At 67.0% G+C, this 25526-nt stretch carries 26 protein-coding genes; 16 read left to right on the top strand and 10 right to left on the bottom strand.

Translation table 11 applies throughout. From position 1 onward, the window contains the following. Positions 1 to 67: 67 nt before the first annotated feature. The 5 genes from L1081_RS06770 to adk all read left to right on the top strand — a co-directional run bounded on the left by L1081_RS06770 (position 68) and on the right by adk (position 3260). Entirely contained in the window at positions 68 to 493 is a 426-nt protein-coding gene (locus L1081_RS06770; RefSeq protein WP_405547614.1) for an ExbD/TolR family protein, read from the top strand. After that, the gene (gene lpxK / locus L1081_RS06765) at positions 494 to 1534 is read left to right on the top strand and encodes a tetraacyldisaccharide 4'-kinase (RefSeq protein WP_489415750.1); all 1041 of its coding nucleotides are present in this window, start codon (positions 494 to 496) and stop codon (positions 1532 to 1534) included. Then, positions 1515 to 1697 carry a Trm112 family protein gene (locus L1081_RS06760; protein WP_007836935.1) on the top strand — a complete coding sequence of 61 codons (183 nt, stop codon included), beginning with the start codon at positions 1515 to 1517 and terminating at the stop codon, positions 1695 to 1697. The genes lpxK and L1081_RS06760 overlap by 20 nt, the downstream gene beginning before the upstream one ends. Then, positions 1694 to 2467: a 3-deoxy-manno-octulosonate cytidylyltransferase gene (gene kdsB, locus L1081_RS06755; RefSeq protein ID WP_489415749.1), complete on the top strand. Its 774-nt coding sequence runs from the start codon at positions 1694 to 1696 to the stop codon at positions 2465 to 2467. Before L1081_RS06760 ends, kdsB begins: the two co-directional genes overlap by 4 nt. A 136-nt stretch (positions 2468 to 2603) precedes the next feature. Then, positions 2604 to 3260 carry an adenylate kinase gene (gene adk / locus L1081_RS06750; RefSeq protein ID WP_438999220.1) on the top strand — a complete coding sequence of 219 codons (657 nt, stop codon included), beginning with the start codon at positions 2604 to 2606 and terminating at the stop codon, positions 3258 to 3260. 27 nt (positions 3261 to 3287) lie between these two features. Here adk and L1081_RS06745 read toward each other — a convergent pair whose 3' ends face one another. After that, positions 3288 to 4277, bottom strand: a complete 990-nt coding sequence (locus tag L1081_RS06745) for an asparaginase domain-containing protein (RefSeq protein WP_489415748.1) — start codon at positions 4275 to 4277, stop codon at positions 3288 to 3290. 73 nt (positions 4278 to 4350) lie between these two features. Here L1081_RS06745 and lexA point away from each other — a divergent pair, with 73 nt between their 5' ends. From lexA to L1081_RS06700, 9 genes are all read left to right on the top strand, one after another. Continuing rightward, the gene (gene lexA / locus L1081_RS06740) at positions 4351 to 5034 is read left to right on the top strand and encodes a transcriptional repressor LexA (protein WP_489415747.1); all 684 of its coding nucleotides are present in this window, start codon (positions 4351 to 4353) and stop codon (positions 5032 to 5034) included. 128 nt (positions 5035 to 5162) lie between these two features. Continuing rightward, the gene (locus L1081_RS06735; protein ID WP_489415746.1) at positions 5163 to 5531 is read left to right on the top strand and encodes a hypothetical protein; all 369 of its coding nucleotides are present in this window, start codon (positions 5163 to 5165) and stop codon (positions 5529 to 5531) included. A 92-nt stretch (positions 5532 to 5623) separates the two neighbouring features. Then, positions 5624 to 6631 carry a D-2-hydroxyacid dehydrogenase family protein gene (locus L1081_RS06730; protein ID WP_489415745.1) on the top strand — a complete coding sequence of 336 codons (1008 nt, stop codon included), beginning with the start codon at positions 5624 to 5626 and terminating at the stop codon, positions 6629 to 6631. A 4-nt stretch (positions 6632 to 6635) separates the two neighbouring features. Next, on the top strand, positions 6636 to 7796 hold the full coding sequence (locus L1081_RS06725) for an MFS transporter (protein WP_489415744.1): 1161 nt from the start codon (positions 6636 to 6638) through the stop codon (positions 7794 to 7796). Between the two features lie 133 nt (positions 7797 to 7929). Further along, positions 7930 to 9450: a 3-hydroxyacyl-CoA dehydrogenase gene (locus tag L1081_RS06720; protein ID WP_489415743.1), complete on the top strand. Its 1521-nt coding sequence runs from the start codon at positions 7930 to 7932 to the stop codon at positions 9448 to 9450. Between the two features lie 31 nt (positions 9451 to 9481). Then, positions 9482 to 10261, top strand: a complete 780-nt coding sequence (locus L1081_RS06715; protein WP_489415742.1) for an oxepin-CoA hydrolase, alternative type — start codon at positions 9482 to 9484, stop codon at positions 10259 to 10261. Positions 10262 to 10320: 59 nt separating this feature from the next. Continuing rightward, positions 10321 to 11040, top strand: a complete 720-nt coding sequence (locus tag L1081_RS06710) for a Crp/Fnr family transcriptional regulator (RefSeq protein WP_012747738.1) — start codon at positions 10321 to 10323, stop codon at positions 11038 to 11040. 1 nt (position 11041) lies between these two features. Next, positions 11042 to 12130: a phosphotransferase gene (locus L1081_RS06705; protein ID WP_489415741.1), complete on the top strand. Its 1089-nt coding sequence runs from the start codon at positions 11042 to 11044 to the stop codon at positions 12128 to 12130. 30 nt (positions 12131 to 12160) lie between these two features. Further along, positions 12161 to 13432 carry an acyl-CoA dehydrogenase family protein gene (locus L1081_RS06700; protein ID WP_145746600.1) on the top strand — a complete coding sequence of 424 codons (1272 nt, stop codon included), beginning with the start codon at positions 12161 to 12163 and terminating at the stop codon, positions 13430 to 13432. 82 nt (positions 13433 to 13514) lie between these two features. Here the strand turns inward: L1081_RS06700 and L1081_RS06695 are convergent, their stop codons facing one another. The 5 genes from L1081_RS06695 to L1081_RS06675 form a co-directional block, all read right to left on the bottom strand. Beyond that, a complete protein-coding gene (locus tag L1081_RS06695) occupies positions 13515 to 14000 on the bottom strand; it encodes a GNAT family N-acetyltransferase (protein WP_489415740.1) in 486 nt (161 codons plus the stop codon). Then, the gene (gene glmM / locus L1081_RS06690) at positions 13997 to 15334 is read right to left on the bottom strand and encodes a phosphoglucosamine mutase (protein ID WP_489415739.1); all 1338 of its coding nucleotides are present in this window, start codon (positions 15332 to 15334) and stop codon (positions 13997 to 13999) included. Before glmM ends, L1081_RS06695 begins: the two co-directional genes overlap by 4 nt. Further along, on the bottom strand, positions 15331 to 16221 hold the full coding sequence (gene folP, locus L1081_RS06685; protein WP_489415738.1) for a dihydropteroate synthase: 891 nt from the start codon (positions 16219 to 16221) through the stop codon (positions 15331 to 15333). The genes glmM and folP overlap by 4 nt, the downstream gene beginning before the upstream one ends. A 63-nt stretch (positions 16222 to 16284) precedes the next feature. Then, complete coding sequence (ftsH, locus tag L1081_RS06680) at positions 16285 to 18201, bottom strand: ATP-dependent zinc metalloprotease FtsH (protein WP_012747732.1); 1917 nt, start codon at positions 18199 to 18201, stop codon at positions 16285 to 16287. Positions 18202 to 18379: 178 nt separating this feature from the next. Further along, positions 18380 to 19048: an SAM-dependent methyltransferase gene (locus L1081_RS06675; RefSeq protein WP_489415737.1), complete on the bottom strand. Its 669-nt coding sequence runs from the start codon at positions 19046 to 19048 to the stop codon at positions 18380 to 18382. Positions 19049 to 19137: 89 nt separating this feature from the next. On the opposite strand from L1081_RS06675, the gene L1081_RS06670 reads away from it, so the two are divergent. Then, positions 19138 to 19617 carry a YhbY family RNA-binding protein gene (locus L1081_RS06670; RefSeq protein WP_012747730.1) on the top strand — a complete coding sequence of 160 codons (480 nt, stop codon included), beginning with the start codon at positions 19138 to 19140 and terminating at the stop codon, positions 19615 to 19617. Between the two features lie 2 nt (positions 19618 to 19619). After that, entirely contained in the window at positions 19620 to 20378 is a 759-nt protein-coding gene (locus L1081_RS06665; RefSeq protein WP_489415736.1) for a glycosyltransferase, read from the top strand. Between the two features lie 48 nt (positions 20379 to 20426). Here the strand turns inward: L1081_RS06665 and L1081_RS06660 are convergent, their stop codons facing one another. From L1081_RS06660 to carB, 4 genes are all read right to left on the bottom strand, one after another. Beyond that, positions 20427 to 20849: a DUF4149 domain-containing protein gene (locus tag L1081_RS06660; protein ID WP_489415735.1), complete on the bottom strand. Its 423-nt coding sequence runs from the start codon at positions 20847 to 20849 to the stop codon at positions 20427 to 20429. Between the two features lie 8 nt (positions 20850 to 20857). Then, positions 20858 to 21334: a transcription elongation factor GreA gene (gene greA, locus L1081_RS06655; protein ID WP_012747727.1), complete on the bottom strand. Its 477-nt coding sequence runs from the start codon at positions 21332 to 21334 to the stop codon at positions 20858 to 20860. 64 nt (positions 21335 to 21398) lie between these two features. Then, positions 21399 to 22268, bottom strand: coding sequence for a Kdo hydroxylase KdoO (kdoO, locus tag L1081_RS06650; RefSeq protein ID WP_489415734.1), 870 nt, complete (start codon positions 22266 to 22268; stop codon positions 21399 to 21401). Positions 22269 to 22276: 8 nt separating this feature from the next. Further along, entirely contained in the window at positions 22277 to 25525 is a 3249-nt protein-coding gene (carB, locus tag L1081_RS06645; protein ID WP_489415733.1) for a carbamoyl-phosphate synthase large subunit, read from the bottom strand. Between the last annotated feature and the right edge of the window lies 1 nt (position 25526).

The following is a 25526-nucleotide window of genomic DNA, read 5'->3' as shown; positions in this document are numbered from 1 at the left end:
GCTTCGCGTCGCTCGCCACTGCGTGTGCTGCGCTGCCCGGCGGAGGCTTGCCATGAGCCGCGGCCGCATGCAGTTTCGCCATGGCGCGCGCGATGAGCCGGAGATCAACCTGATCCCGTTCATCGACGTGCTGCTGGTCATCCTGATCTTCCTGATGCTGTCGACCACCTATAGCAAGTTCACCGAGATGCAGCTTCGGCTGCCGACGGCGGACGTCGATTCGCAACGCGACTATCCCAAGGAAGTGATCGTGGCGGTCTCCGCCGACGGCCGCTACTCGATCAACAAGAAACCCGTGGCCGACCGCAACGTGGACACCGTGGCCGCTGCACTGGGTGCGGCCGCAATCGGCGGCAAGGACAGCGTGGTCATCATCAGCGCCGACGCCAGCAGCCCGCACCAGGCCGTGATCACGGTGATGGAAGCCGCGCGCCGCGTGGGCTTGGTGCAGATCACTTTCGCAGCCCAGTCGACGGCGCAAGCAGGGCACTGAGTGCCGTCGCAGGGCCGAAGCACCACCGGCACCACCGGCCCGATCGCTGTGCCGGCCTCACGACTGCAGCGCGCCTGGCTGCATCGCGGCGCGCTGGCCTGCCTGCTGTGGCCTCTGTCGCTGGTCTACGCGGCGCTTTTCGGGCTGCGATGCTGGCTCTACCGGATGGGATGGCGCACGACCGAACGCGTCCAGGTGCCGGTGATCGTGGTCGGCAACGTGATTGCCGGCGGCGCGGGCAAGACCCCGGTCGTGATGGCAGTCGTGCGGCACCTGCAGGCCCGCGGGCTGCAGGTTGGCGTGGTGTCGCGCGGCCATGGCCGCCGCACCGGCGACTGCCGCGAAGTACTCGCCGAGAGCAACGCCTCCGACGTCGGCGATGAACCGCTGCTGACTCGCCGCACCACCGGCGCGCCGGTGTTCGTGGCGCGGCGCCGCATCGAGGCCGCGCGTGCCCTGCTCACCCGGCATCCGGCCACGCAGGTCATCGTGAGCGACGACGGGCTGCAGCACCTTGCGCTGGCGCGCGACATCGAGATCTGCGTGTTCGACGACCGCGGCGTGGGCAACGGCTGGCGGCTGCCCGCGGGCCCGCTGCGCGAGCGCTGGCCGCGCCCGTGCGACCTGGTGCTCCACAGCGGAGCGCTCCCCGCCTTCGAGGGGGGCTACACCGCCACCCGTGCGCTCGCGCATGACGCCGTGGCGAGCGACGGAAAACGCATGCCGCTCGATGCGCTTGCCCGCGAACCGGTGATCGCGCTGGCGGCCATTGCGCGGCCCGAAGCGTTCTTCGGCATGCTGCGGGCGCGCGGGCTGACGCTTGCCGAGACGATCGCGCTGCCGGACCACTACGATTTCGAAGGCTGGCAGCGCCCTGCCGGCACCGGGCAACGCCTCGTCTGCACCGAAAAGGACGCCGTCAAGCTGTGGCCCAAGGCCCCCGACGCGCTTGCGGTGCCGCTGGACTTCGCACCCTCGCCTGAATTCTTCGCGGCGCTCGACGCAAAGCTATCATCGCTCGATGGATACCAAGCTGCTTGAACTGCTCGTCTGCCCCGTCACCAAGGGCCCGCTGACCTGGAACCCCGAGAAGCAGGAGCTCTGCTCGCGCAGCGCACGCCTGGCCTATCCGGTGCGAGACGGCATTCCCGTTCTGCTCGAGAACGAAGCCCGCACGCTGTCCGACGAAGAGCTCGGGCTGTGAGCTTCACTGTCCTGGTGCCGGCCCGACTGGCTTCGACACGGCTGCCCAACAAGCCGCTGGCCGACATCACCGGCCTGCCCATGGTGGTGCGCGTGGCCCGGCGTGCCAGCCAATCCGCCGCCGCGCGCGTGGTGGTGGCTGGCGACGACGCGGCCATCGTCGCGGCATGCAGAACACATGGTGTGGAAGCCATCCTGACCCGCCAGGACCACCCGAGCGGCTCCGACCGCCTGGCCGAAGCCTGCGAGCAACTGGGGCTGGACGGCAACGACATCGTCGTCAACGTCCAGGGCGACGAGCCGCTGATCGATCCCGCGCTCATCGACGCGGTGGCATCCGCGCTGGCCACGCATCCGGAAGCTGCCATGAGCACGGCAGCCCACGAGATCGACTCGCTCGACGACTTCCTGAATCCGAACGTGGTGAAGGTGGTGCTCGATGCACAGGGCAACGCGTTGTACTTCAGCCGCGCGCCCATTCCGTGGTGGCGCGACGGTTCCGCCAACGGTGCACCGCCTTCCGTGCTGCCCGCACCGGCACCGCTGCGGCACATCGGCATCTACGGCTACCGCGCCGGCTTCGTGCGTAGCTTTCCTTCGCTGGCACCTGCGCCCGTCGAGGCCACCGAAGCGCTCGAACAGCTGCGCGCGCTGTGGCACGGGCATCGCATCGCGGTGCACGTCAGCCATGTCGCGCCCGGGCCCGGCGTCGATACCCCCGCGGACCTCGAGCGCGTGCGCGCGGTCTTCGCCGCCGATCCGGCGCGCTGAAAAAGTGCGCTGCTGCGAGGGCGGCAGCGGAAATTCTTCACGCGCTCGCATGCTATCCTCGACGCAATTCCGCCTTGCCCCGCTCCCGGGCTGACGCTTGGCGCGACACAAGATCCAAGAACCCTCCGAGGACACCATGAGACTAATTTTGCTGGGCGCGCCCGGGGCGGGCAAAGGCACGCAAGCAGCCTTCATCTGCCAGAAATACGGCATTCCTCAAATTTCGACCGGCGACATGCTGCGCGCTGCCGTCAAGGCCGGCACCCCGCTCGGACAGCAGGCCAAGGCCGTCATGGAGTCCGGTGGCCTCGTGAGCGACGACCTGATCATCAACCTCGTGAAGGAACGCATCGCGCAACCCGATTGCGCCGGCGGTTTCCTGTTCGACGGCTTCCCGCGCACCATTCCCCAGGCCGACGCCATGAAGGCGGCCGGCGTCAAGCTCGACTACGTGCTCGAAATCGACGTGCCGTTCAGCGACATCATCGAACGCATGAGCGGCCGCCGCTCGCACCCCGCGTCGGGCCGCACCTACCACGTCAAGTTCAATCCGCCCAAGGTCGAGGGCAAGGACGACGTCACGGGTGAAGACCTGATCCAGCGCAAGGACGACGAGGAAGAAACCGTGCGCAAGCGGCTCGAGGTCTACAGCCAGCAGACGCGCCCGCTGGTCGACTACTACTCGGCCTGGGCCAAGGCCGATCCGGCCTCGGCGCCGAAGTACCGCGCCATCAAGGGCGTGGGCAGCGTCGACGAGATCACGCAACGCGCGCTCGCGGCCCTCAGCAGCTGAATTTCATCCGCTGCCCGCGGCCACCGCTCAGGCGGGCGCCGTTCCCATCAGTTCCAGCATCAGCGCGATGCGCGCCTTGACAGGCGTCAGCGCACCGGCGTCCCGCAGCAGATCGCCGGGCTTCGGCAGGATGCGTCCGTTCGCGCAACGGGTGGCACGCAGCACCGCCACGCCCGTGTCCTGGGCCCGCAGGGCCGCCGCCTCGAGCGCCTGGTGCACCGTGCCATTGCCGGTCGCGGCCACGACCAGCCCGCGGATCGGTTCGGCGCCCCCCGACGCCCGCTCCTGCAGCAGCAGGTCGACGAGGGCGCCGCTTGTGCCCGCATGGCTGGTGACGATCTCCACGCGCGGCCAGCGCACCGCCGCCCCCGCCTTCGCTTCAGGGATCTTCGAGGCCCCGCCCACCGCCTGCGGCCAGTCGCGAAGGCGCCGCACCGCGCCCTCTTCCACGTAGCCGACCGGCCCGGCATCGCCCGATGAAAACGCGTCCGGGCGATAGGTGTGCACCTTCTGCACATCCAGCGCGCCGTGGATGGCGCCCGCGCAGACCACCGTCACGCCGTGCGCCGCCGGCGTGGCCGCGACAGCGATGGCATCGCGCAGGTTCTGCGGACCGTCGGGCGAGAGCGAGCTGGCCGGGCGCATGGCGCAGGTCAACACCACGGGCTTGCCGGGCGCAAGCACCGCCTGGAGGAAGAACGCCGTTTCCTCGATGGTGTCGGTGCCGTGCGTGATCACCACGCCCGCCACGTCGGCCTCGGCCAGCCAGAAGGCGCAGCGCTCGGCGAGCTGCAGCCAGATGTCGAAAGCCATGTCCTTGCTGTCGAGCTGCGCCACCTGCTCCGCCACGAGCGCCAGGCCCGCTGGCGCATCGATGCCACCGAGCAGGTCCGCCACCCCCACCTCTCCAGCGGTGTAGCCGATGTTGTCGGTGCCGCTCGCGGCCCGGCCTGCGATGGTGCCGCCGGTGCCCAGGACCACGACGCGCCGCAGGCTGGGCGAAAGGGAATTAACCATGGGTTGCCAACTTTTAAAAACTGGTTAAAAATACAGGTACTGGATATTCAGCCAGTGCCGCAAGGAACCACATATGCAGTTCGCCGTTAAGCTTACCGCCCGCCAGCAGCAGATCCTGGACTTGATCCAGAGCGCCATCGCCCGTACCGGCGCGCCGCCCACGCGGGCCGAAATCGCCAATGAGCTGGGTTTCAAGTCGGCCAATGCCGCCGAGGAGCACCTGCAGGCGCTGGCCCGCAAGGGCGTGATCGAACTTGTCAGCGGCACTTCGCGCGGCATCCGGCTCAAGGGCGACGCGCTGCGTTCGCTCAACGAGACGCGCCACCGTGAAGGCGGCCAGTTCTCCCTCTCGCTGCCCGGCATGTCGCAGCTCGCGCTACCTCTCATAGGCCGCGTGGCGGCGGGCTCGCCCATCCTCGCGCAGGAACACGTCGACCAGACCTACTACGTCGAGAACACGCTGTTCCAGCGCCAGCCTGATTACCTGCTCAAGGTGCGCGGCATGTCCATGCGCGACGCCGGCATCATGGACGGCGACCTGCTCGCGGTCCAGGCCACCAAGGAGGCGCGCAACGGCCAGATCGTGGTGGCACGCCTGGGCGACGAAGTCACGGTAAAGCGCCTCAAGCGCAACAAGCTGGTCATCGAGCTGCATGCCGAAAACCCCGACTACCCGACCATCGTGGTCCAGCCCGGCGAGCCCTTCGAGATCGAAGGCCTGGCGGTGGGCCTCATCCGCAACACCATGCTGATGTAGGCCGCGCGGCCTGCACCCCATTCGGCCGCAACAGGTGGCGGGCGTATGGCGCTTTGTCGCCATCACCCTGTTGCGTCCATTCAAAGAAATCCTGCCTGTGTTCAACCTCAGACTTTTTTGGAGTTCACATGGGAATCGCCCTCCTCGCCATTGCTGATTTGTGGATGCCGCTGCAATCGCTTGCAAGCCGGTTGCTGCCGGCACGCCGCCCGGCTCGCCGCGAGACCGGCAGCACCTCTGCCGGGTTGCGCTACATCGCGGTCCGGCCGGCCTGTACGGCCCGCGCCCACGCGGCAGCTCCCAGCGCGGCGCCGGCGCCCGTGCGGCCGCTGCGCGTCATTCGCGTGGTCGACGGCCACCAAGGCGACAAACGCAGCACCAACCGCATGGTAATTTCCGGCCGCATGGCCGATGTCTGCGCCGAGCTCGACCGCCTGGCGGCACTCGAGGCGATGGAAGCCATCAGCGCCGCGCCCCGCTCCACCCAGTTGCACTGAACCCGTGCAACCCCCGGTGACCGTTACCCGGGGTGGGTATCCAAACGTTCACACGCGCGTCATGCCAATGCTGCGAGGCACAATGGCACGCCATGAACATTGTGATCCTCGACGATTACCAGGACGCCGTGCGCAAGCTGCGCTGCGCCGCCAAGCTGGACGCGTATGCAGCCAAGGTCTACACCAACACGGTCAAGGGCATCGGGCAGCTCTCGGTTCGGCTGAAGGATGCCGACGTGATCGTGCTGATCCGCGAACGCACCCACATCTCTCGCCAGCTGATCGAAAAGCTTCCCAAGCTCAAGCTCATTTCGCAGACGGGACGCGTGGGCGGCCATATCGACGTCACGGCCTGCACGGAGCGCGGCGTGGCGGTGGCCGAGGGCACCGGCTCGCCCCAGGCGCCTGCCGAGCTGACCTGGGCGCTGATCATGGCGGCCATGCGCCGCCTGCCGCAGTACATCAGCAACCTCAAGCATGGGGCCTGGCAGCAGTCGGGGCTCAAGTCGGCCTCCATGCCGCCCAATTTCGGGCTGGGCTCGGTGCTCAAGGGCAAGACGCTCTGCATCTGGGGCTACGGCCGCATCGGCCAGTTGGTGGCGCGCTACGGGCAGGCCTTCGGCATGCAGGTGGTGATCTGGGGGCGCGAGGCAAGCTGCGCCAAGGCCCGCTCCGACGGCTTCCAGGTGGCGCAGAACCGCCACGAATTCTTCGCTGCGGCCGACGTGCTGTCGGTGCATCTGCGGCTCAACGAGGAAACCAACGGCCTGGTCAAGCTCGAGGATCTTTCGCGCATGAAGCCGACCGCGCTCTTCGTCAACACCTCCCGCGCCGAACTGGTCGAGGCCGATGCGCTGCTCGCTGCGCTCAACCGCGGCCGGCCTGGGCTGGCGGCGGTCGACGTGTTCGAGAGCGAGCCGCCGCTGCAGGGCCATGCGCTGCTGCGGCTGGAGAACTGCATCTGCACGCCGCACATCGGCTACGTCGAGCAGGACAGCTACGAAAGCTACTTCGGCCAGGCTTTCGACAATGTCGTGAGCTTCATCAAGGGCAACCCCACCAACATCGTGAACCCTGGCGCGCTGCAGGTTCGCCGGTGATTGCATGAGCCGCCGGCCCGCGCCCCGCGGCGCACTGTGGGCCTTGCTGGCCGGCAATTTCGTGATCGGAACGGGCGTGATGGTGGTGCCGGGCACGCTCAATGAAATCAGCACGTCGCTTTCTGTCTCCGTCGCGACAGCGGGCCAGCTGATCACGGTCGCCGCGGTCGTGATGTGCCTGGGCGCGCCGCTGCTGGCGGCAGCGGTCGCAGGCTGGGACCGTCGCCAGCTGCTCGCCCTCACCCTCCTCTGGTACGCGGCCGGGCACGCCATTGCGGCGCTGATGCCGAGCTTCGGCGCCCTGCTGCCGGTGCGCATGCTCACGGTGGTGGCGCCTGCGATCTTCACGCCCCAGGCCGCGGCCTGCGCCGGCATGCTGGTGCTGCCGGAGCATCGCGGCCGCGCCGTGACCTTCGTCTTTCTGGGCTGGTCGCTGGCCTCGGTGCTCGGGCTACCCATCGGTGCGCTGGTGGGCGGCCATCTCGGCTGGCGCATGGCTTTCGGGGCAATTGCGCTGCTGAGCATCGCCAGCGCGGCATCGATCTGGCTGACGCTGCCGAAGGGAATTCGCCCCGCAGCGCTGACGGCAGCTGCCTGGTCGCGCGTGCTGCGCAGCCCGGTGCTGATGGGCATCGTCTCGGTCACGGCGCTGCAGGGGGCCGGACAGTTCGTGCTGTTCAGCTATTTCGGGCCGATCCTGAAGCGGGACTTCGGCGCGGATCCCACCACGCTGAGCCTGATGTGGGCCTTGTTCGGAATCTTCGGTCTCGCAGGCAACATGCTCGTGAGCCGGTTCATCGACCGCGTGGGCGCGGGCCGCATGGTGCTCGTGACGAGTTCGCTGATCGCGCTGAGCCTGTTCCTCTGGCCATGGGCCGGCACGCTGCCGTGGCTGGCGGCAGTGCTCGTGCCCTGGGGCCTGGGCTGCTTCGCGACCAATTCGGCGCAGCAGGCGCGGCTGGTCGGCCTGGCCCCCGCGCTCGCGCCGGGCTCGGTGGCGCTGAACAGTTCCGGCATCTATGTCGGTCAGGCGGTGGGTGCCGGGCTGGGTGGATGGCTGCTTGCCAACGACGCGGTGGCGTGGATGAACTGGGCCGGTTTTGCCCTGCTGCTCGCGGCCATCGGCCTGAGCGTGGCCATCGATCGCAGCCGCCGGCCGGCCTGACCGCGCGGCGGCCCCGCGTAAAACCCGGCATGGCCCTGCGGCCGATGGCTGCAAAATCGAAGGCTGCGCAAACTCCGGGCCCGGTGCCTGCAAGCGGGTCCGGACACCCACCAACCAGCGAAGATTTTTTTCAATGACAGTCAACTACACCCGGATCGGCGTCGTCGGCGCCGGCGCCATGGGCCGAGGCATCGCACAGATCGCAGCCCAGGCGGGCAGCGAAGTGCTGCTGCTCGACAGTTTTGCAGGTGCCGCCGAACGCGGACGCGAAGCCCTCGCGGCCCAATGGAACAAGCTGCACGAGAAGGGCAAGATCGACGCCGCGGCGCGCGATGCGCAGATCGCCCGCGTGAAGGCGGTCGACTCGGTCGGGGCGCTGGCGCAGTGCGACCTGGTGGTCGAAGCGGTGGTCGAAGATCTCGAAGTCAAGCGCAAGCTGTTCCGCGAACTCGAAACGGTCGTCGCGCCCACGGCCACGCTGGCCACCAACACCTCGTCGCTGTCGGTCACGGCCATTGCGGCCGGACTCGCGCATCCGGAGCGCGTGGCGGGCTTTCACTTCTTCAACCCGGTGCCGCTGATGAAGGTGGTCGAGGTGGTGGCCGGCTTCAAGACTTCGGCCGAGGTCTGCAAGCAGCTCGCAGGCTATGCGGTGCAGATGGGTCACAGCGCCGTGCAGGCGCAGGACACGCCGGGCTTCATCGTCAACCACGCGGGCCGCGGCTATGGCACGGAAGCCCTGCGCATCGTCGGCGAAGGCGTGGCCGATTTCGCGACCATCGACCGCATCCTGAAGGAGCAGGCCGGTTTTCGCCTGGGCCCTTTCGAGCTGATGGACCTGACCGCGCTCGACGTGTCGCATCCGGTGATGGAATCGATCTACCACCAGTACTACGAGGAGCCGCGCTTCCGGCCCAGCGTGATCACTGCCCAGAGGCTTGCGGCCGGCGTGCTGGGCCGCAAGACCAATGAAGGCTTCTACCGCTACAACGACGGCGTGATGCAGCAGCCCGCCGAGCCGGCACTGCCGGTGGTGGCGGCAATGCCCTCGGTCTGGGTTTCGCCCCGCGCCGCGCGCCGGGCCGAATTGCTGCGGCTGGTGAACGCGCTGGGCGCGCAGATCGACAGCGGTGCCACGGCGGCGCCCACGTCGCTGATCCTGGTGGCCCCGCTGGGCTTCGACGTGACCACGGTGGCCGCGGTCGAGCGGCTGGACGCCACGCGCACGATGGGCATCGACATGCTGATCGACGATGCCGCCACCAAGCGCCGCGTGCTCGCCACCAACCCCGCCACGCGGCGCGACATCCGCGATGCGGCGCACGCGCTCTTCGCGCGCGATGGAAAGGCAGTGAGCGTGATCCGCGACAGCGGCGGCTTCGTGACGCAGCGCGTGATCGGCACCATCGTGAACATTGCAGCCGACATGTGCCAGCAGCGCGTCTGCTCGCCGGCCGACCTCGAAACCGCGGTGCAGCTGGGCCTGGGCTATCCGCGCGGCCCGCTCGCCATGGGCAACCTGTACGGGCCGACCAACATGCTCGAAGTGCTGTTCAACCTGCAGACCGTCTACGGCGATCCGCGCTACCGCCCGAGCCCGTGGCTGCGCCGCCGCGGTGCGATCGGCCTGAGCCTGCTGCACGAAGAAGAATAAGCAGACCAACACCAACGAAAGCATCACAGCGATGACCGCCGAACTGAAGAGCACCAGCGAGGGACGCACCATGGTGCTGACGATCGCCAACCCGACCCAGCGCAATGCACTGGGCCCCGAGATCTACGCCGCCGGCATCGAGGCACTCAACGGCGCCGAGAGCAGCGAGGAGATCCGCAGCGTCGTCATCGTGGGCGAAGGTGCATGGTTCTGCGCCGGCGGCTCGCTGCAGCGGCTGTCCGACAACCGGCAGCGCGACCCTTCGGTGCAGGCCGAAAGCATCGAGGGCCTGCACAACTGGATCGACTCGATCCGCGCCTTTCCCAAGCCCATCATCGCTGCGGTCGAAGGCGCAGCCGCAGGTGCCGGCTTCTCGCTGGCACTGGCCTGCGATTTCGTGGTGGCCGCGCGCGACGCGGTCTTTGCGGCGTCGTACAGCAACGTGGCGCTCTCGCCCGATGGCGGCCTGAGCTGGCAGCTGGGGCGTGCATTGCCGCGCCAGCTGGCCAGCGAGTGGCTGATGTGCGGCGAGCGCATCGGCGCGCCGCGGCTGCATGCGCTCGGCCTGGTCAATGAACTGAGCGAGCACGGCCAGGCGCTTGCAAGCGCCCTGGCGCTGGCGGCCCGGCTCAACGAGCGCGCACCCAATTCGCTGGCCAGCATCAAGGAACTGCTCAGCGAAGCGCCCGGCGCCACGTTTGCGTCGCAGCTCTCGCAGGAGCGCGACCACTTCGTACGCAACCTGCACCACCCGAATGCGGGCATCGGCATTGCCGCGTTCATCGAGAAGAAATCACCGCACTACGAGTAGCGGCACGCCGTCGCTCCTGCGACACCCCTCAGTTTTTCAGTCGCCGACAGGACAGACCAATGGACGACCCCATTCTTACCATCGAAGAACGTGAAGCGATCAACAGTGGTCGCTGGTTTTCTTCTCTTTCTCCATCGCTACGGCACGACATTCTCCGATGCGCCTTTGTCAAACGCTTCAAGGACGGCGACCTGATCGCTGCCCGCGGCGATCCTCCCGACCACTGGATCGCCTGCGCCAAGGGCGCGGTGCGCGTCAGCTCGACGGCCGTCTCGGGCAAGCAGGTGACGCTGACCTACGTGGAGCCGGGCATCTGGTTCGGCGACGTGGCGATGTTCGACGGGGACCGGCGCACGCACGATGCCTATGCGCATGGAGACACCACCATCCTGTGCGTGGCGCGGGCCGACTTCCAGAAGATCCTGGCTGCGCACGTGGAGCTGTACGAAGCGCTGATGCGGCTGCAGGCGCGCCGCATCCGCACGCTGTTCGGGCTGGTGGAAGACCTCAACACCCTGCCCCTGCGCGCACGCCTGGCCAAGCAGCTCATCCACCTGGTGCGCAGCTACGGCGTGCCCAACCTGGAAGATGGCAGCCAGATGCGCATCGGCCTGCAGCTGGCGCAGGAAGAACTTGCCCAGCTGCTCGGCGCGTCGCGCCAGCGCGTCAACCAGGAACTCAAGACCATGGAACGCGAGGGCACCATCCGCATCGAGCCGGGCGGCCTGGTCGTATTGGACCGCGCAGCGTTGATGCGCGTCTCGGAAGCAGATCATTGACATGAGCCAGGACTTCTCCAACTTCATCGGTACCCGTGCGGTCTCGCAGCAGCATGCCTTCGACGTCGAAGCGCTTGCCGCGTGGCTGGCGAAGAACCTCGACGACTTCAAGGGCCCGCTGACGGTCGAGATGTTCAAGGGCGGGCAATCGAACCCGACCTACAAGCTCGTCACGCCCACGCAGAGCTACGTGATGCGCGCCAAGCCCGGCCCCGTCGCCAAGCTGCTGCCCTCGGCCCATGCGGTGGAACGCGAATTCAAGGTCATGAGCGGCTTGGCCGGCACCGACGTGCCCGTGCCGCGCATGCACTGCCTGTGCGAGGACGAAGCCGTGATCGGCCGCGCCTTCTACGTGATGGAGTTCATGCAGGGCCGCGTGCTCTGGGACCAGGCCCTGCCCGGCATGGACAACGCCGAGCGCACGGCCATCTACGACGAGATGAACCGCGTCATCGCCGCGCTGCACACCGTGAAGTTTGCCGAGCGCGGCCTTGCGGACTACGGCAAGCCCGGCAACTACTTCGAGCGCCAGATCGGCCGCTGGAGCAAGCAATACGTGGCGTCCATCACGCAGCCCATTCCCGAGATGGACAAGCTCATGGAATGGCTGCCGGCCCACATGCCGCAAAGCGCGCGCGACGAGAAGATGGTGTCCATCGTGCATGGCGACTTCCGGCTCGACAACCTGATGTTCCACGCCACCGAGCCGCGCGCGATTGCCGTGCTCGACTGGGAGCTCTCGACGCTCGGCCATCCGCTGGCCGACTTCAGCTACCACTGCATGTCGTGGCACATCTCGGGCGCATCGTTCCGCGGCATCGGCGGGCTGGATCACAGGAGCCTGGGCATTCCGACCGAAAGCGAATACATCCACAAGTACTGCGAACGCACCGGGCTCACCACGCCCGAGGCACTGGCGCCCGACTGGAACTTCTACCAGGCCTACAACCTGTTTCGCATGGCCGCGATCCTGCAAGGCATTGCCAAGCGGGTCGAGGCAGGCACCGCATCGAGCGAACAAGCCGTGGCCTCGGGCCGCGGCGCGCGCCCCATGGCCGAAATGGCCTGGCAGTTTGCCCAAAAGGCATAACCGTCCCTACACCCCACCAGGAGACAGACGATGGACTTCGAATACTCGGCAAAAACCAAGGAGCTCCAGAAGCGCGTGAGCGCATTCATGGACGCGCACATCTATCCGGCCGAAGCCGAGTATTCCGCCGAGCTGGCCGCCAACACGGCCGCGGGCAAGCGCTGGACCGCGCTCAAGACCGTCGAGAAGCTCAAGGAAAAGGCCAAGGCCCAGGGCCTGTGGAACCTGTTCCTGCCGGTCGACAGCGCGGCCGCCTCGGGCTACGAAGGCGCGGGCCTCACCAACCAGGAATACGCGCCGCTGGCCGAGATCATGGGCCGCGTGCCATGGGCCTCGGAAGCCTTCAACTGCTCGGCGCCGGACACCGGCAACATGGAGACCATTGCCCGCTACGGTTCCGAAGCCATCAAGGCGCGCTGGCTCAAGCCGCTGCTCGAAGGCCAGATCCGCTCGGCCTTTGCCATGACCGAACCCGACGTTGCCTCCAGCGACGCGACCAACATCTCGACCCGCATCGAGCGCCAGGGCGACGAGTACGTGATCAACGGCCGCAAGTGGTGGATCTCGGGCGCGGCCGATCCGCGCTGCGCCGTCTTCATCACCATGGGCAAGAGCGACCCCGACGCGCCGCGCCATTCGCAGCAGAGCATGATCATCGTGCCGGCCGACGCCAAGGGCATCCGCATCGTGCGCCCGCTCAACGTGATGGGCTACGACGATGCGCCGCACGGCCACGTCGAGATGTACTTCGAGAACGTGCGCGTGCCGGCCGACAACATGCTGCTCGGCGAAGGCCGCGGCTTCGAGATCGCCCAGGGCCGCCTCGGCCCCGGACGCATCCACCACTGCATGCGCCTGATCGGCCTGGCCGAGCGCGCCCTCGAGCTGATGTGCAAGCGCGCCTCCTCGCGCGTGGCCTTCGGCAAGACCGTCGCCTCTCAGACCGTCACGCAGGAACGCATCGCCGAGGCGCGCTGCAAGATCGACATGGCGCGCCTGCTCACGCTCAAGGCCGCATGGCTGATGGACGTGGCCGGCAACAAGGTCGCCAAGAACGAGATCGCGATGATCAAGGTGGTGGCGCCGAGCATGGCCTGCCAGGTGATCGACTGGGCCATGCAGGCACATGGAGGCGGCGGCATGTGCGACGACTTCCCGCTGGCCTATGCCTATGCCGGCGCCCGCACGCTGCGCTTTGCGGACGGCCCGGACGAGGTGCACCGCAATGCGATCGCCAAGTGGGAACTCGGCAAGTACGCGCCGAACAAGGGCGATGCCGACATGCCCGTCACGCGCTTCTGATCTGTCTTCCTCCCTCTCCCCGCGGGGAGAGGGTTGGGGCGAGGGCCGACGGCGAGAGATTTCGCCCCGGCCCTTTTCTCTTTCAGAGCTTCTTCTGCAAAAAGACCGCGTGCCCGAACGCCGGATCGAGCTGATAGCCGGCGAACCCCTCGCGCTCGTAGCTGCGCAGCGCCGGCGCATTGCCCGACAGCACCTCGAGCGTGAGCTTGCAGGCACCGCGCGCGCGGGCCTCCTGCTCCACCCGCGCAAGCATGCGCTGCGCGATGCGCTGGCCGCGATGGCTGGGCAGCACGACCACGTCGTGCACATTGACCAGCGGCTTGCAGGCGAAGGTCGAGAACCCTTCGATGCAGTTGACCAGGCCCACAGGCGTTTGCCCGTCGTACGCGAGCACGCTGAAGGCTTGCGGCCGCGCGGCCAGCGCCGCAGGCAGCCCGGCCAGCACGCCCGCTTCGAGCGGCGTGCCGCCGCCCGCGGGATCGCGTGCATAGGCGTCGAGCAGGTCGACCAGCGCGGCTGCGTGCGCGGCGTTGCGGTAGTCCGCCAGGACGACCTCGACCGTCGTCACCGCGCGGGTTCCAGGGTTGCGGCAAGCCGCTGCGCGCAAGACTGCGCCTGCTTCGCATCGCGCGCCTCGACCATCACGCGCACCAGCGGTTCGGTGCCGCTCGCGCGGATCAGCACGCGGCCGCTGTCGCCGAGCTCGGCTTCGATGCGCTGCGTCTCGCCGGCGAGCGCATCGTTGTTCTTCCAGTCCTGTCCCGGTGTCAGGCGGACATTGATCAGCACCTGTGGAAACAGCGTGATCTCCGCGAGCAGCTGCGCCACCGTCTTGCCGCTGCGCACGCAGGCCTGCAGCACCTGCAGCGCGCTCACGATGCCGTCCCCGGTGGTGTGGCGGTCGAGCGCCAGCAGGTGGCCCGAGCCCTCGCCACCCAGGAGCCAGCCGCGCTTTTCGAGCTCCTCGAGCACATAGCGGTCGCCCACCTTGGCGCGCACGAGTTCGATACCCTGCCCGCGCAGCGCCACCTCGATCGCCTTGTTGGTCATGAGCGTGCCGACCACGCCCGCGGGCTTGTCGCCGCGCGCCATGCGTTCGGCCACCATGAGGTAGAGCAGCTCGTCGCCATTGAACAGGCGCCCGCTGGCATCGATGAGTTGCAGGCGGTCGGCGTCGCCGTCGAGCGCAATGCCGTAGTCGGCCCTCTGCGCCGTCACGGCCGCCACCAGCGCGGCGGGATGCGTGGCGCCAAAGCCCTTGTTGATGTTGAGACCGTCGGGTGCGCAGCCGATGCTGCTGACCTCGGCGCCCAATTCGTGGAACACGTTGGGCGCCACCTGGTAGGCCGCGCCGTGGGCCGCATCGACCACGAGCTTCACGCCGCGCAGCGTCAGGTCGTTGGCGAATGTGCTCTTGCAGAACTCGATGTAGCGGCCCGGCGCATCGTTGAGGCGGCGGGCCTTGCCGAGGTTCGCGGAGTCGACCCACACCGGGGCCTCCTCGAGCGCAGCTTCCACCGCAAGCTCCCAGTCATCGTCGAGCTTGGTTCCCTGTGCGCTGAAAAACTTGATGCCGTTGTCCGGGTAGGCGTTGTGGCTGGCGCTGATCACCACGCCCAGGCTCGCGCGCTGGGCGCGCGTGAGGTACGCCACGCCGGGCGTCGGCAGCGGGCCCAGCAGCACCACGTCGACCCCGGCGGAGTTGAAACCCGACTCCAGCGCGGACTCGAGCATGTAGCCCGAGATGCGGGTGTCCTTGCCGATCAGCACGGTGGGGCGCGCCTCGCTCTTCTTGAGCACACGGCCCACGGCATGCGCGAGGCGCAGCACGAAATCTGGTGTGATGGGCGACTGGCCGACGGTGCCGCGGATGCCGTCAGTGCCAAAGTATTTGCGGGTCATGGATTCGTTCTTGTTGTCGGGTTTTGTTGTGGATGTGTCTCTTCAGCCTTCATGGCGCGCCACACGGCGATCGCCGCCACGGTGTCGCGCACATCGTGCACCCGTACGATGGTCGCGCCGCGGTCCACGGCCAGCACCGCCGCCGTCACGCTGGGCACCAGGCGCTCGGCGGCCGCCGGAATGCCGCTGACCGTGCCGATCGACGACTTGCGGGACCACCCCAGCAGCAGCGGATAGCCGGCTTCGAGCAGCTCGCGCTGGCGTGCCAGCAGCGCAAAATTCTGCGCCACGGTCTTGCCGAAGCCGATACCCGGGTCCAGCGTGATCCGCGACGGATCGACCTTCAGTGCCTGCAACCAGGCCACCTGCTCGGCCCAGAACGACAGCACCTGGGCCACCACGTCTCCCTGCATGGGCGACGCCTGCATGGTTTGCGGATCCCGATGCATGTGCATCAGGCAGACGCCGCACGAAGGATGCGCCGCCACCGCCTCGCGCGCGCCAGGCCGGCGCAGCGCCCAGACGTCGTTGACGATGTCGGCGCCCAGTTCGAGCACCGCGCCCATGACTTCCGGCTTGTAGGTGTCGATGGACAGCGGCACATCGAGCTTGACCGCTTCCCGGACCACCGGCAGCACGCGCGCGAGTTCGGCATCGAGCGGCACGGCCGGGCTGCCGGGGCGGGTCGACTCGCCGCCGATGTCGAGGATGTCGGCGCCCTCCTTCAGCAGCTGCTCGCAATGCCGCAGCGCGGCCTCGGTGGAGGCATGCGCCCCGCCGTCGGAGAAGGAATCGGGCGTGACGTTGACGATGCCCATCACGCGCGGCTGCGCGAGATCGATTGCAAAACGGCCGGCCTGCCAGACCGCCGCGGGGGCCATCGTCATGCGGCACCTTCATCATCGAAAACGGGGCCCATGGCCCCGTTGGTGTTGAACACCGGATTCACTTCAGGCAACTGTGGGTGCCGGATCCGGATTGACTGCCGGCGTGCCGCCGCTGCCGCCACTGCCCGACGGCGGAATGCGCGGCGTCCAGTCCTTGGGCGGGCGCGGTGCGCGGCCGGCCATGATGTCGTCGAGCTGTTCCGTGTCGATGGTTTCCCACTCGAGCAGGGCCTTGGCCATGACGTGCATCTTGTCGCTGTTTTCCTCGATCAGGCGGCGCGCCAGGGCGTACTGCTCGTCGATGATGCGGCGCACTTCGGCGTCGACCTTTTCCATGGTCTGCTCGCTCATGTTGGTGGTCTTGGTGACCGAGCGGCCGAGGAACACTTCGCCTTCGTTCTCGGCGTAGACCATCGGGCCCAGCGCGTCGGTCATGCCGTAACGCGTGACCATGTCGCGGGCGATGGAGGTCGCGCGCTCGAAGTCGTTGCTGGCGCCGGTGGTCATCTGGTGCATGAACACTTCTTCGGCAATGCGGCCGCCGAACAGCATGCTGATCTGGTTCAGCATGTATTCGCGGTCATAGCTGTAGCGGTCCTGCGCCGGCAGGCTCATGGTCACGCCCAGGGCACGGCCGCGCGGGATGATGGTGACCTTGTGGACCGGGTCGCACTTGGGCAGCAGCTTGCCGATGAGCGCGTGGCCGGACTCGTGGTAGGCCGTGTTGCGGCGCTCTTCCTCGGGCATGACCATGCTCTTGCGCTCGGGGCCCATGAAGATCTTGTCCTTGGCCTTCTCGAAGTCCTGCATCTCGACCACGCGCGCATTGCGGCGTGCGGCCATCAGGGCGGCTTCGTTGCAGAGGTTGGCCAGGTCGGCGCCGGACATGCCGGGCGTGCCGCGTGCGATGACGCTCGGGTTCACGTCCTGGCCGAGCGGCACCTTGCGCATGTGAACGCCCAGGATCTGCTCGCGGCCGCGGATGTCGGGCAGCGTCACGTACACCTGGCGGTCGAAGCGGCCCGGGCGCAGCAGCGCGGCGTCCAGGATGTCCGGGCGGTTGGTGGCAGCCACCACGATCACGCCCAGGTTGGTTTCGAAGCCGTCCATCTCGACCAGCATCTGGTTCAGGGTTTGCTCGCGCTCGTCGTTGCCGCCACCCAGGCCGGCACCGCGCTGGCGGCCCACCGCATCGATTTCGTCGATGAAGATGATGCAGGGCGCGTTCTTCTTGGCGTTCTCGAACATGTCGCGCACGCGGGCCGCGCCCACGCCGACGAACATTTCGACGAAGTCGGAACCCGAGATCGAGAAGAACGGCACCTTGGCTTCGCCGGCAATCGACTTGGCCAGCAAGGTCTTGCCGGTACCCGGAGGGCCGACCAGCAGCAGGCCGCGCGGAATGCGGCCGCCGAGCTTCTGGAAGCGCTGCGGGTCCTTCAGGAAGTCGACCACCTCGCGGACTTCTTCCTTGGCCTCGTCGCAGCCCGCGACGTCGGCGAAAGTGACCGTGTTGTTGTTCTCGTCCATCATGCGGGCCTTGCTCTTGCCGAAGCTGAACGCCCCGCCTTTGCCGCCGCCCTGCATCTGCCGCATGAAGTAGATCCAGACCCCGATCAGGAGCAGCATCGGCCCCCAGCTCACCAAGAGCGTCATGAGGAGCGAGCCCTCTTCGCGCGGCTTGACGTCGAACTTGACGTTGTGGTCGATCAGGTCGCCCACCAGGCCGCGGTCGAGCACGGTGGCGGTCGTGCGGATCTTGCGATCCTCGTTGGTGACGGCCACGATTTCTCCGCCGCCGGCACCTTCAGGAATGACGGCGCTCTTGATCTGGTTGTTTCGGACCTGATCCAGGAACTCCGAATAGCTCACCGTCCCTGAGCCGACACCGCCGCGGGTGTCGAACTGCTTGAACACAGTGAACAACACCATGGCAATGACGAGCCATACGGCAACTTTGGAAAACCACTGATTGTTCAAACGAAGCTCCAGTCGAAAGCGCGTGACAAGATTGTGAAAAGAACGCGCTATGGATACGCAATTGCGCCCCATTTTAGGCTTTTCAAGCTGCGAAAAGCGGGCATTTCCCTAAAGCAGCCATAGCCGGACCAGGGTTTGCGCCACATGGGCGCGCTTTCAGGGCCTTGGCGTCAAGGTATCAAAGCGTTTCCTGAGCCTTCAGACCCATGCCGACAAGAAAGGTTTCGGACGATTTGTCGCGCGAGGCCTTGGGTTTGAAGGGTTTCACGGTGCGGAAGTTCGCCTTGAACAGCTTCACCAGCTCGTCATAGCCGCTGCCATGGAAGAGCTTGGCCACCAGCGCCCCCTCGGGCTTCAGGTGGTGCTGGGCGAAGTCGATTGCAAGCTCGATCAGGTGCGCCACGCGGGCCGCATCGGCCGAATGGATGCCTGACAGGTTGGGCGCCATGTCGGAAACCACCAGGTCGGCCTTCCGGCCGGCCAGCACGCCCAGCACCTGTTCCAGCAGCTCCGCCTCGCGGAAATCGCCCTGCAGGAAGGTCACGCCCTCGATCGGCTCCATCGGCAGGATGTCCAGCGCGATGATGGTGCCGTTCAGCTCGCCGGCCGCCGCGCCTTCGGGCGACATGCGCCGGCGCAGGTACTGGCTCCAGGCTCCGGGCGTGGAACCCAGGTCGACCACCAGCTGGCCCGGCCTGACCAGGCCGAGCGATTCGTCGATTTCCTTGAGCTTGTAGGCGGCGCGTGCGCGGTATCCCTCGCGCGTGGCCAGTTTCACGTACGGGTCGTTGATGTGGTCGTGCAGCCACGCCTTGTTGACTTTTTTGCTTTTTGCCTTGGTGCTCATGGGTGGCCTCCCGTGCTTCGCGCTGCGGTATTCGCCTTGGAAGCGGCCCGGCCTTCGAGAGGTTGCTTTCTACCCTCGATAATACGGGGATGCCCGCCATTCAACTTACCCCTGCCGAGCGCAAGGTGCACCGCGCCGAAGCTCACCACCTGGATCCGATCGTCATGGTCGGTGGAGACGGGCTCACCCCTGCCGTGAAGAAAGAGGCCGACGCGGCGCTCAAGGCCCACGGCCTGATCAAGATCCGTGTCTTCTCCGACGACCGTCTGGCCCGCGATGCCATGCTGCAAGAACTCGCCGACGAGCTCGGCGCCGCCCCCATCCAGCACATCGGCAAGCTGCTGGTGCTGTGGCGCCCCAAGCCCGAGAAGGAGCGCGTGGTCGATGAAGACCGCATGCCCGGCCCGCGCGACATCAAGGTGCTGAAGTACAGCAAGCGCGGCGGCCAGCGGCCCGAAATCAAGACCCTGCGCGTGCTCGGCAACCAGCGGCTCACGCCCGGCGGCACCATCAAGCGCGCCAAGGCCAAGCGGCCGCTCTCGGCCAAGAAACGCAACCAGGCAGACTGAACTTGGCGCCAGCGCAAGGCGCGCAGCGCCACATTCTCTGCATGAAGTGGGGCACGAAATACGGCCCCGATTACGTCAACCGCCTCTTCGCGATGGTGCGCCGCAATCTCAGCGGCGACTTCAAGTTCGTGTGCCTGACGGACGACGGCACCGGCATCCGCCCCGAGGTGACCTGCCTGCCGATCCCGCCGCTCAACCTGCAGCTGGCGCCCGGCCAGCGCGACGGCGCGTGGAAGAAGCTCACCACCTTCGAAAAGGACCTGCACGGCCTGCGCGGCACCGCGCTGTTCCTGGATGTGGACGTGGTCGTCGTCGGCAGCCTCGACGCCTTCTTCGAGCAGCCCGGCGAATTCCTGATCATTCACGACTACGCGCGCCCCTGGCGGCGCGAGCGGATCACCGGAAATTCATCGGTCTACCGCTTCGAGCTCGGTGCCCATGCCGATGTGCTGGCGTATTTCCGCGCCAACATGGACAAGGTCCAGGCCGAGTACCGCAACGAGCAGGCCTATCTGTCCGACGTGCTGCACAAGCAGGGCAAGCTCTCCTACTGGCCCGCGGCCTGGTGCCCGAGCTTCAAGTACCACGGCATTCCGATGTGGCCGACCAACTACTGGGAAGAGCCCTTCGTGCCAGAGGGCGCGCGCATCATGGTGTTCCATGGCGAATGCAACCCGCCCGACGCGCTGGCGGGCCGGCGCAACCGGGCTTTCCGCTACATCCGGCCGGCGAACTGGATCGGCAGATTCTGGAAGGAATGAACGGGAAGGCGGCAGGGACGGTGCAAGTCGTCCTGCTGCCGTCGGCGTTCAGGCCGCAGCGGGCGCCCGGCCGCCCATGCGCCACAGCAGCGCGCCGGCACAGAGCCACTGAACCACGTACATGCCGCTTCCCACGGCGTGCCACAGCTTGAGGTTGTCGCGCGCAAGAATGCGCGGCGCCACGGCATATTGCTGCAGTAGCGCCAGCAGCAGCGCACCCAGGATCAGGAAGATGGCGCCCATCGAGGCGTTGTCGATGCGCTGGTCCATCTTCGTGCGGAAGTGAACCAGCAGGAGCAGGCCGCAGGCAATGGCAATCCAGCTCTGCGCCTCGAACAGCTGGCCCGCGAAATTGCCGGCCACCGCGGGATTGCCGAGCCTCGCGAAAAGCATCGGCACGACCAGGAAACCGATCGTCGTGAGGCTGCCCCACCAGAAGGCGGCCAGCAGCAGCGCGAGGCGGTCTTTCATCCTGCCGGTCAGATGTAGCGCACGGCCACGATCTCGTAGCGCTTGAGGCCGCCGGGCGCCTGCACCTCGGCGGTGTCGCCCTCTTCCTTGCCGATGAGCGCGCGCGCGATCGGGCTGGAGATGTTGATCAGGCCCAGCTTCAAGTCGGCCTCGTCCTCGCCGACGATCTGGTATTTGACGGCCTCGCCCGATTCTTCTTCCTCGAGTTCCACCGTGGAGCCGAACACCACCTTGCCGCCGGCGTCGAGCTCGGCCGGGTCGATGATCTGCGCGGCCGAAAGCTTGCCCTCGACTTCCTGGATGCGGCCCTCGATGAAGCCCTGGCGGTCCTTGGCGACTTCATATTCGGCGTTCTCGCTCAGATCGCCCTGCGCGCGGGCTTCGGAGATCGCATTGATGACCCAGGGGCGGTCCACGGTCTTGAGCTGATGCAGCTCGGCGCGCAGCTTCTCGGCACCGCGCTTGGTAATTGGAATGGTGGCCATGTTTGGTTCTCCATAAAGCGAAACCGCCGAACGCTGCCGTTCGGCGGTCGATTGGGGGACAGGATCAGACGAGTGTGCGTCCGGTCAGCCGGCTCAGGATGGCGAGCGGGCTCGAATACGGATTGTATTGCTTCGACGCGGGCAGATGAAGGGTCTGCTCGAGCATGTACTGGCCCGCCATGACGGCGTGCGAGGTCTGGTCGGAAAAGCACACCCACACCGAACCCGGCGGGAACTCGGCCTTCTCCTGCGGTGAGTTTTCCTGGTAGGCCATGTCCGACTTCATGCCATCGTGCAGCTGAAGCATCAGGTGGTCGTACTCGCTGCGAAACGACTTGGTCACGTGCAGCGCCTGCAGCAGCTTGGCCTGCCAGCGCACATAGGGCTTGGCACGCGGCAGGAAGCGCCTGGCGATGTCCTCGAAAGGCTCGCCCACGCGCCACACGCGCGGTGCGCCCTCGGGATTGACGTTGGTGAACACGCGCAGGATGCGCTCGCCATAGTTGGGCCGCGACGGGAAGGCGTCGACATGCAGTCGCCGGTCGTCGGCACGCCACGACTGCACGCGCGTCTCGACCTTTGCCGGCCGGTAGCTGGTCGGTGCCAGGCGCAGGGCCGGCGTGTAGTGCGGCAGCAGGCCGTGGATCAGCTGCTGCGCCTGCGCGCGAAAGCGCCCCACCATCGCGGCGGCAGCACGCTGCACCGCCTCGTCGCCGGCCACGCCCTTGAGCTTGCCGTTGGCATCGAGGCTGATGTTGCGCACGTCGGGCGACAGCAGGCTGGGCGTCAGCAGGCTGCGCTCTTCGGGCAGCAGCTCGAAACCCAGGCGCGGAAAGTACAGCACCTTGCCCGCTTCCAGCTGCGCGATCCACTCCTCGTTGGGCGTGGCCGCGCTCCAGTCCGCAAGGCCCAGTTCGACGAGCTGCGTTTCCATGGCAACGCTCAGGCGGCTGCCAGCTGCGCGTGCATCTCCTGCACCGAGATCACGCCGAGCTCGTCCATGAAGCCCATGCCCTCGACCGCGGCTTCTGCGCCGAAGATCGTGGTGAAGGTGGTCACGCGCGCCAGCAATGCCGACGTACGGATCTGGCGCGAGTCGTTGATCGCATTGCGGCGCTCTTCCACCGTGTTGATGACCAGTGCGATCTCGTTGTTCTTGATCATGTCCACGATGTGCGGGCGGCCCTCGGTCACCTTGTTCACCGTCGCACATTCGATGCCCGCGGCGCCGATGGCGGCGGCCGTGCCCTTGGTGGCGATGATCTCGAAGCCCAGCTTGACCAGGCCGCGCGCCACTTCCACGGCACGCGCCTTGTCGTTGTTCTTCACCGAGATGAAGACCTTGCCCGACTTCGGCAGGTGCGTGCCGGCGCCCAGCTGCGACTTCACGAAGGCCTCGCCGAAGGTCTTGCCCACGCCCATGACTTCGCCGGTCGACTTCATCTCGGGGCCGAGGATGGTGTCCACGCCCGGGAACTTGACGAACGGGAACACTGCTTCCTTCACGCTGAAGTACGGCGGCGTGACTTCCTTGGTCACGCCCTGCGACTTGAGCGACTGGCCGGCCATGCAGCGTGCCGCCACCTTGGCGAGCTGAATGCCGGTGGCTTTGCTCACGTAGGGCACGGTGCGGGAAGCCCGCGGGTTCACTTCGAGCACGTAGATGACGTCCTTGCCGTCCTTCTGCTGGATGGCGAACTGCACGTTCATCAGGCCGACCACGTTGAGCGCGGCGGCCATGGCAGCGCTCTGGCGCTTCAGCTCGGCAATGGTCTCGGTGCTCAGGCTGTAGGGCGGCAGCGAGCAGGCGGAGTCGCCCGAGTGCACGCCGGCCTGCTCGATGTGCTCCATCACGCCGCCGATCAGGGTCTGGCCCTCGGCGTCGCGCAGGCAGTCGACGTCGCATTCGACGGCGTCGTTCAGGAAGCGGTCGAGCAGCACCGGAGAGTCGTTGCTGACCTTCACGGCCTCGCGCATGTAGCGCTCGAGGTCGCGCTGCTCGTGCACGATTTCCATCGCGCGGCCGCCGAGCACGTAGCTCGGGCGCACCACCAGCGGATAGCCCAGCGCCGCGGCCTTTTCGAGCGCCTCGGGTTCGGTGCGCGCGGTGGCATTCGGCGGCTGCAGCAGCTTGAGCTCGTGCAGCAGCTTCTGGAAGCGCTCGCGGTCTTCGGCCGCGTCGATCATGTCGGGCGAGGTGCCGATGATCGGCACGCCGTTGGCTTCGAGGTCGAGCGCGAGCTTGAGCGGCGTCTGGCCGCCGTACTGCACGATCACGCCGAGCGGCTTTTCCTTGTCGACGATCTCCAGCACGTCCTCGAGCGTGAGCGGCTCGAAGTACAGGCGGTCCGAGGTGTCGTAGTCGGTCGACACGGTCTCGGGGTTGCAGTTGACCATGATGGTCTCGTAGCCGTCCTCGCGCATCGCGAGCGCGGCATGCACGCAGCAGTAGTCGAACTCGATGCCCTGGCCGATACGGTTGGGGCCGCCGCCGAGCACCATGATTTTCTTCTTGTCGGTCGGATCGGCCTCGCACTCGTCCTCGTAGGTCGAGTACATGTAGGCCGTGTTGGTCGCGAACTCGGCCGCGCAGGTGTCCACGCGCTTGTAGACCGGGCGCACGCCCAGCGCGCGGCGCTTTTCACGCACCGCCGTATCGGTGGTCTTGAGCTGCTTGGCGAGGCGGCGGTCGGAGAAGCCCTTTTTCTTGAGCGCGAGCAGCGTGTCCTTGTCGATGTCGGCCAGCGACTTGGTTTCCAGTTCGAGCTCGATCTTCACGATCTCCTCGATCTGCACCAGGAACCACTGGTCGATCTTGGTCAGCGCGAACACTTCATCGACGCTCAGGCCCATGGCGAAGGCATCGCCCACGTACCAGATGCGCTCGGGGCCGGGCTCGCCCAGTTCCTTCTCGAGCACTTCGCGGTCCTGCGTCTTCTCGTTGAGGCCGTCCACGCCCACTTCGAGGCCGCGCAGCGCCTTCTGGAACGACTCCTGGAAGGTGCGGCCCATGGCCATCACCTCGCCCACCGACTTCATCTGCGTGGTCAGGCGCGAATCGGCCTGCGGGAATTTCTCGAACGCGAAACGCGGGATCTTGGTGACCACGTAGTCGATCGACGGCTCGAACGACGCGGGCGTGGCGCCGCCGGTGATCTCGTTGCGCAGCTCGTCGAGCGTGTAGCCCACGGCCAGCTTGGCCGCGACCTTGGCGATCGGGAAGCCGGTGGCCTTGGAGGCCAGCGCCGACGAACGCGAGACGCGCGGGTTCATCTCGATGACGACCATGCGGCCGTCCTTCGGGTTGATCGAGAACTGCACGTTCGAGCCGCCGGTATCGACGCCGATCTCGCGCAGCACGGCCAGCGAGGCGTTGCGCAGGATCTGGTATTCCTTGTCGGAGAGCGTCTGCGCCGGTGCCACGGTGATCGAGTCGCCAGTGTGCACGCCCATCGGGTCGAGGTTTTCGATCGAGCAGACGATGATGCAGTTGTCGGCCTTGTCGCGCACGACTTCCATCTCGTACTCCTTCCAGCCGAGCAGCGACTCTTCAATCAGCAGCTCGTTGGTCGGCGAGGCTTCGATGCCGCGCTTGCAGATGGTCTCGAACTCTTCCGGGTTGTAGGCGATGCCGCCGCCGGTGCCGCCGAGCGTGAAGCTGGGGCGGATCACGGTCGGGAAGCCGACCGACTTCTGCACGGCCCAGGCTTCGTCCATCGAATGGGCGATGCCGGAGCGGGCCGAGCCCAGACCGATCTTGGTCATCGCGTCCTTGAACTTCAGGCGGTCCTCGGCCTTGTCGATGGCTTCGGGCGTGGCGCCGATCAGTTCGACCGGTTTGTTGGTGGCCGCGCCGGTGTACTTGTCGAGCACGCCGTTGCGCCAGAGGTCGAGCGCACAGTTGAGTGCGGTCTGGCCGCCCATGGTCGGCAGGATCGCATCGGGGCGCTCCTTGGCAATGATCTTCTCGACCGTCTGCCAGGTGATGGGCTCGATGTAGGTGACGTCGGCGGTGGCCGGGTCGGTCATGATCGTCGCGGGGTTGCTGTTGATCAGGATGACCTTGTAGCCCTCCTCGCGCAGTGCCTTGCAGGCCTGCACGCCGGAGTAGTCGAACTCGCAGGCCTGGCCGATGATGATCGGGCCGGCGCCGATGATGAGAATGGATTGGAGGTCTGAGCGCTTGGGCATC

The organism is Variovorax sp. MSC1_012 (assembly GCF_023667525.1).
Lineage (GTDB): Bacteria > Pseudomonadota > Gammaproteobacteria > Burkholderiales > Burkholderiaceae_C > Variovorax > Variovorax beijingensis_B.
Note: the sequence above shows the minus strand (reverse complement) of the source record. Positions and strands in the feature narration are given on the sequence as shown.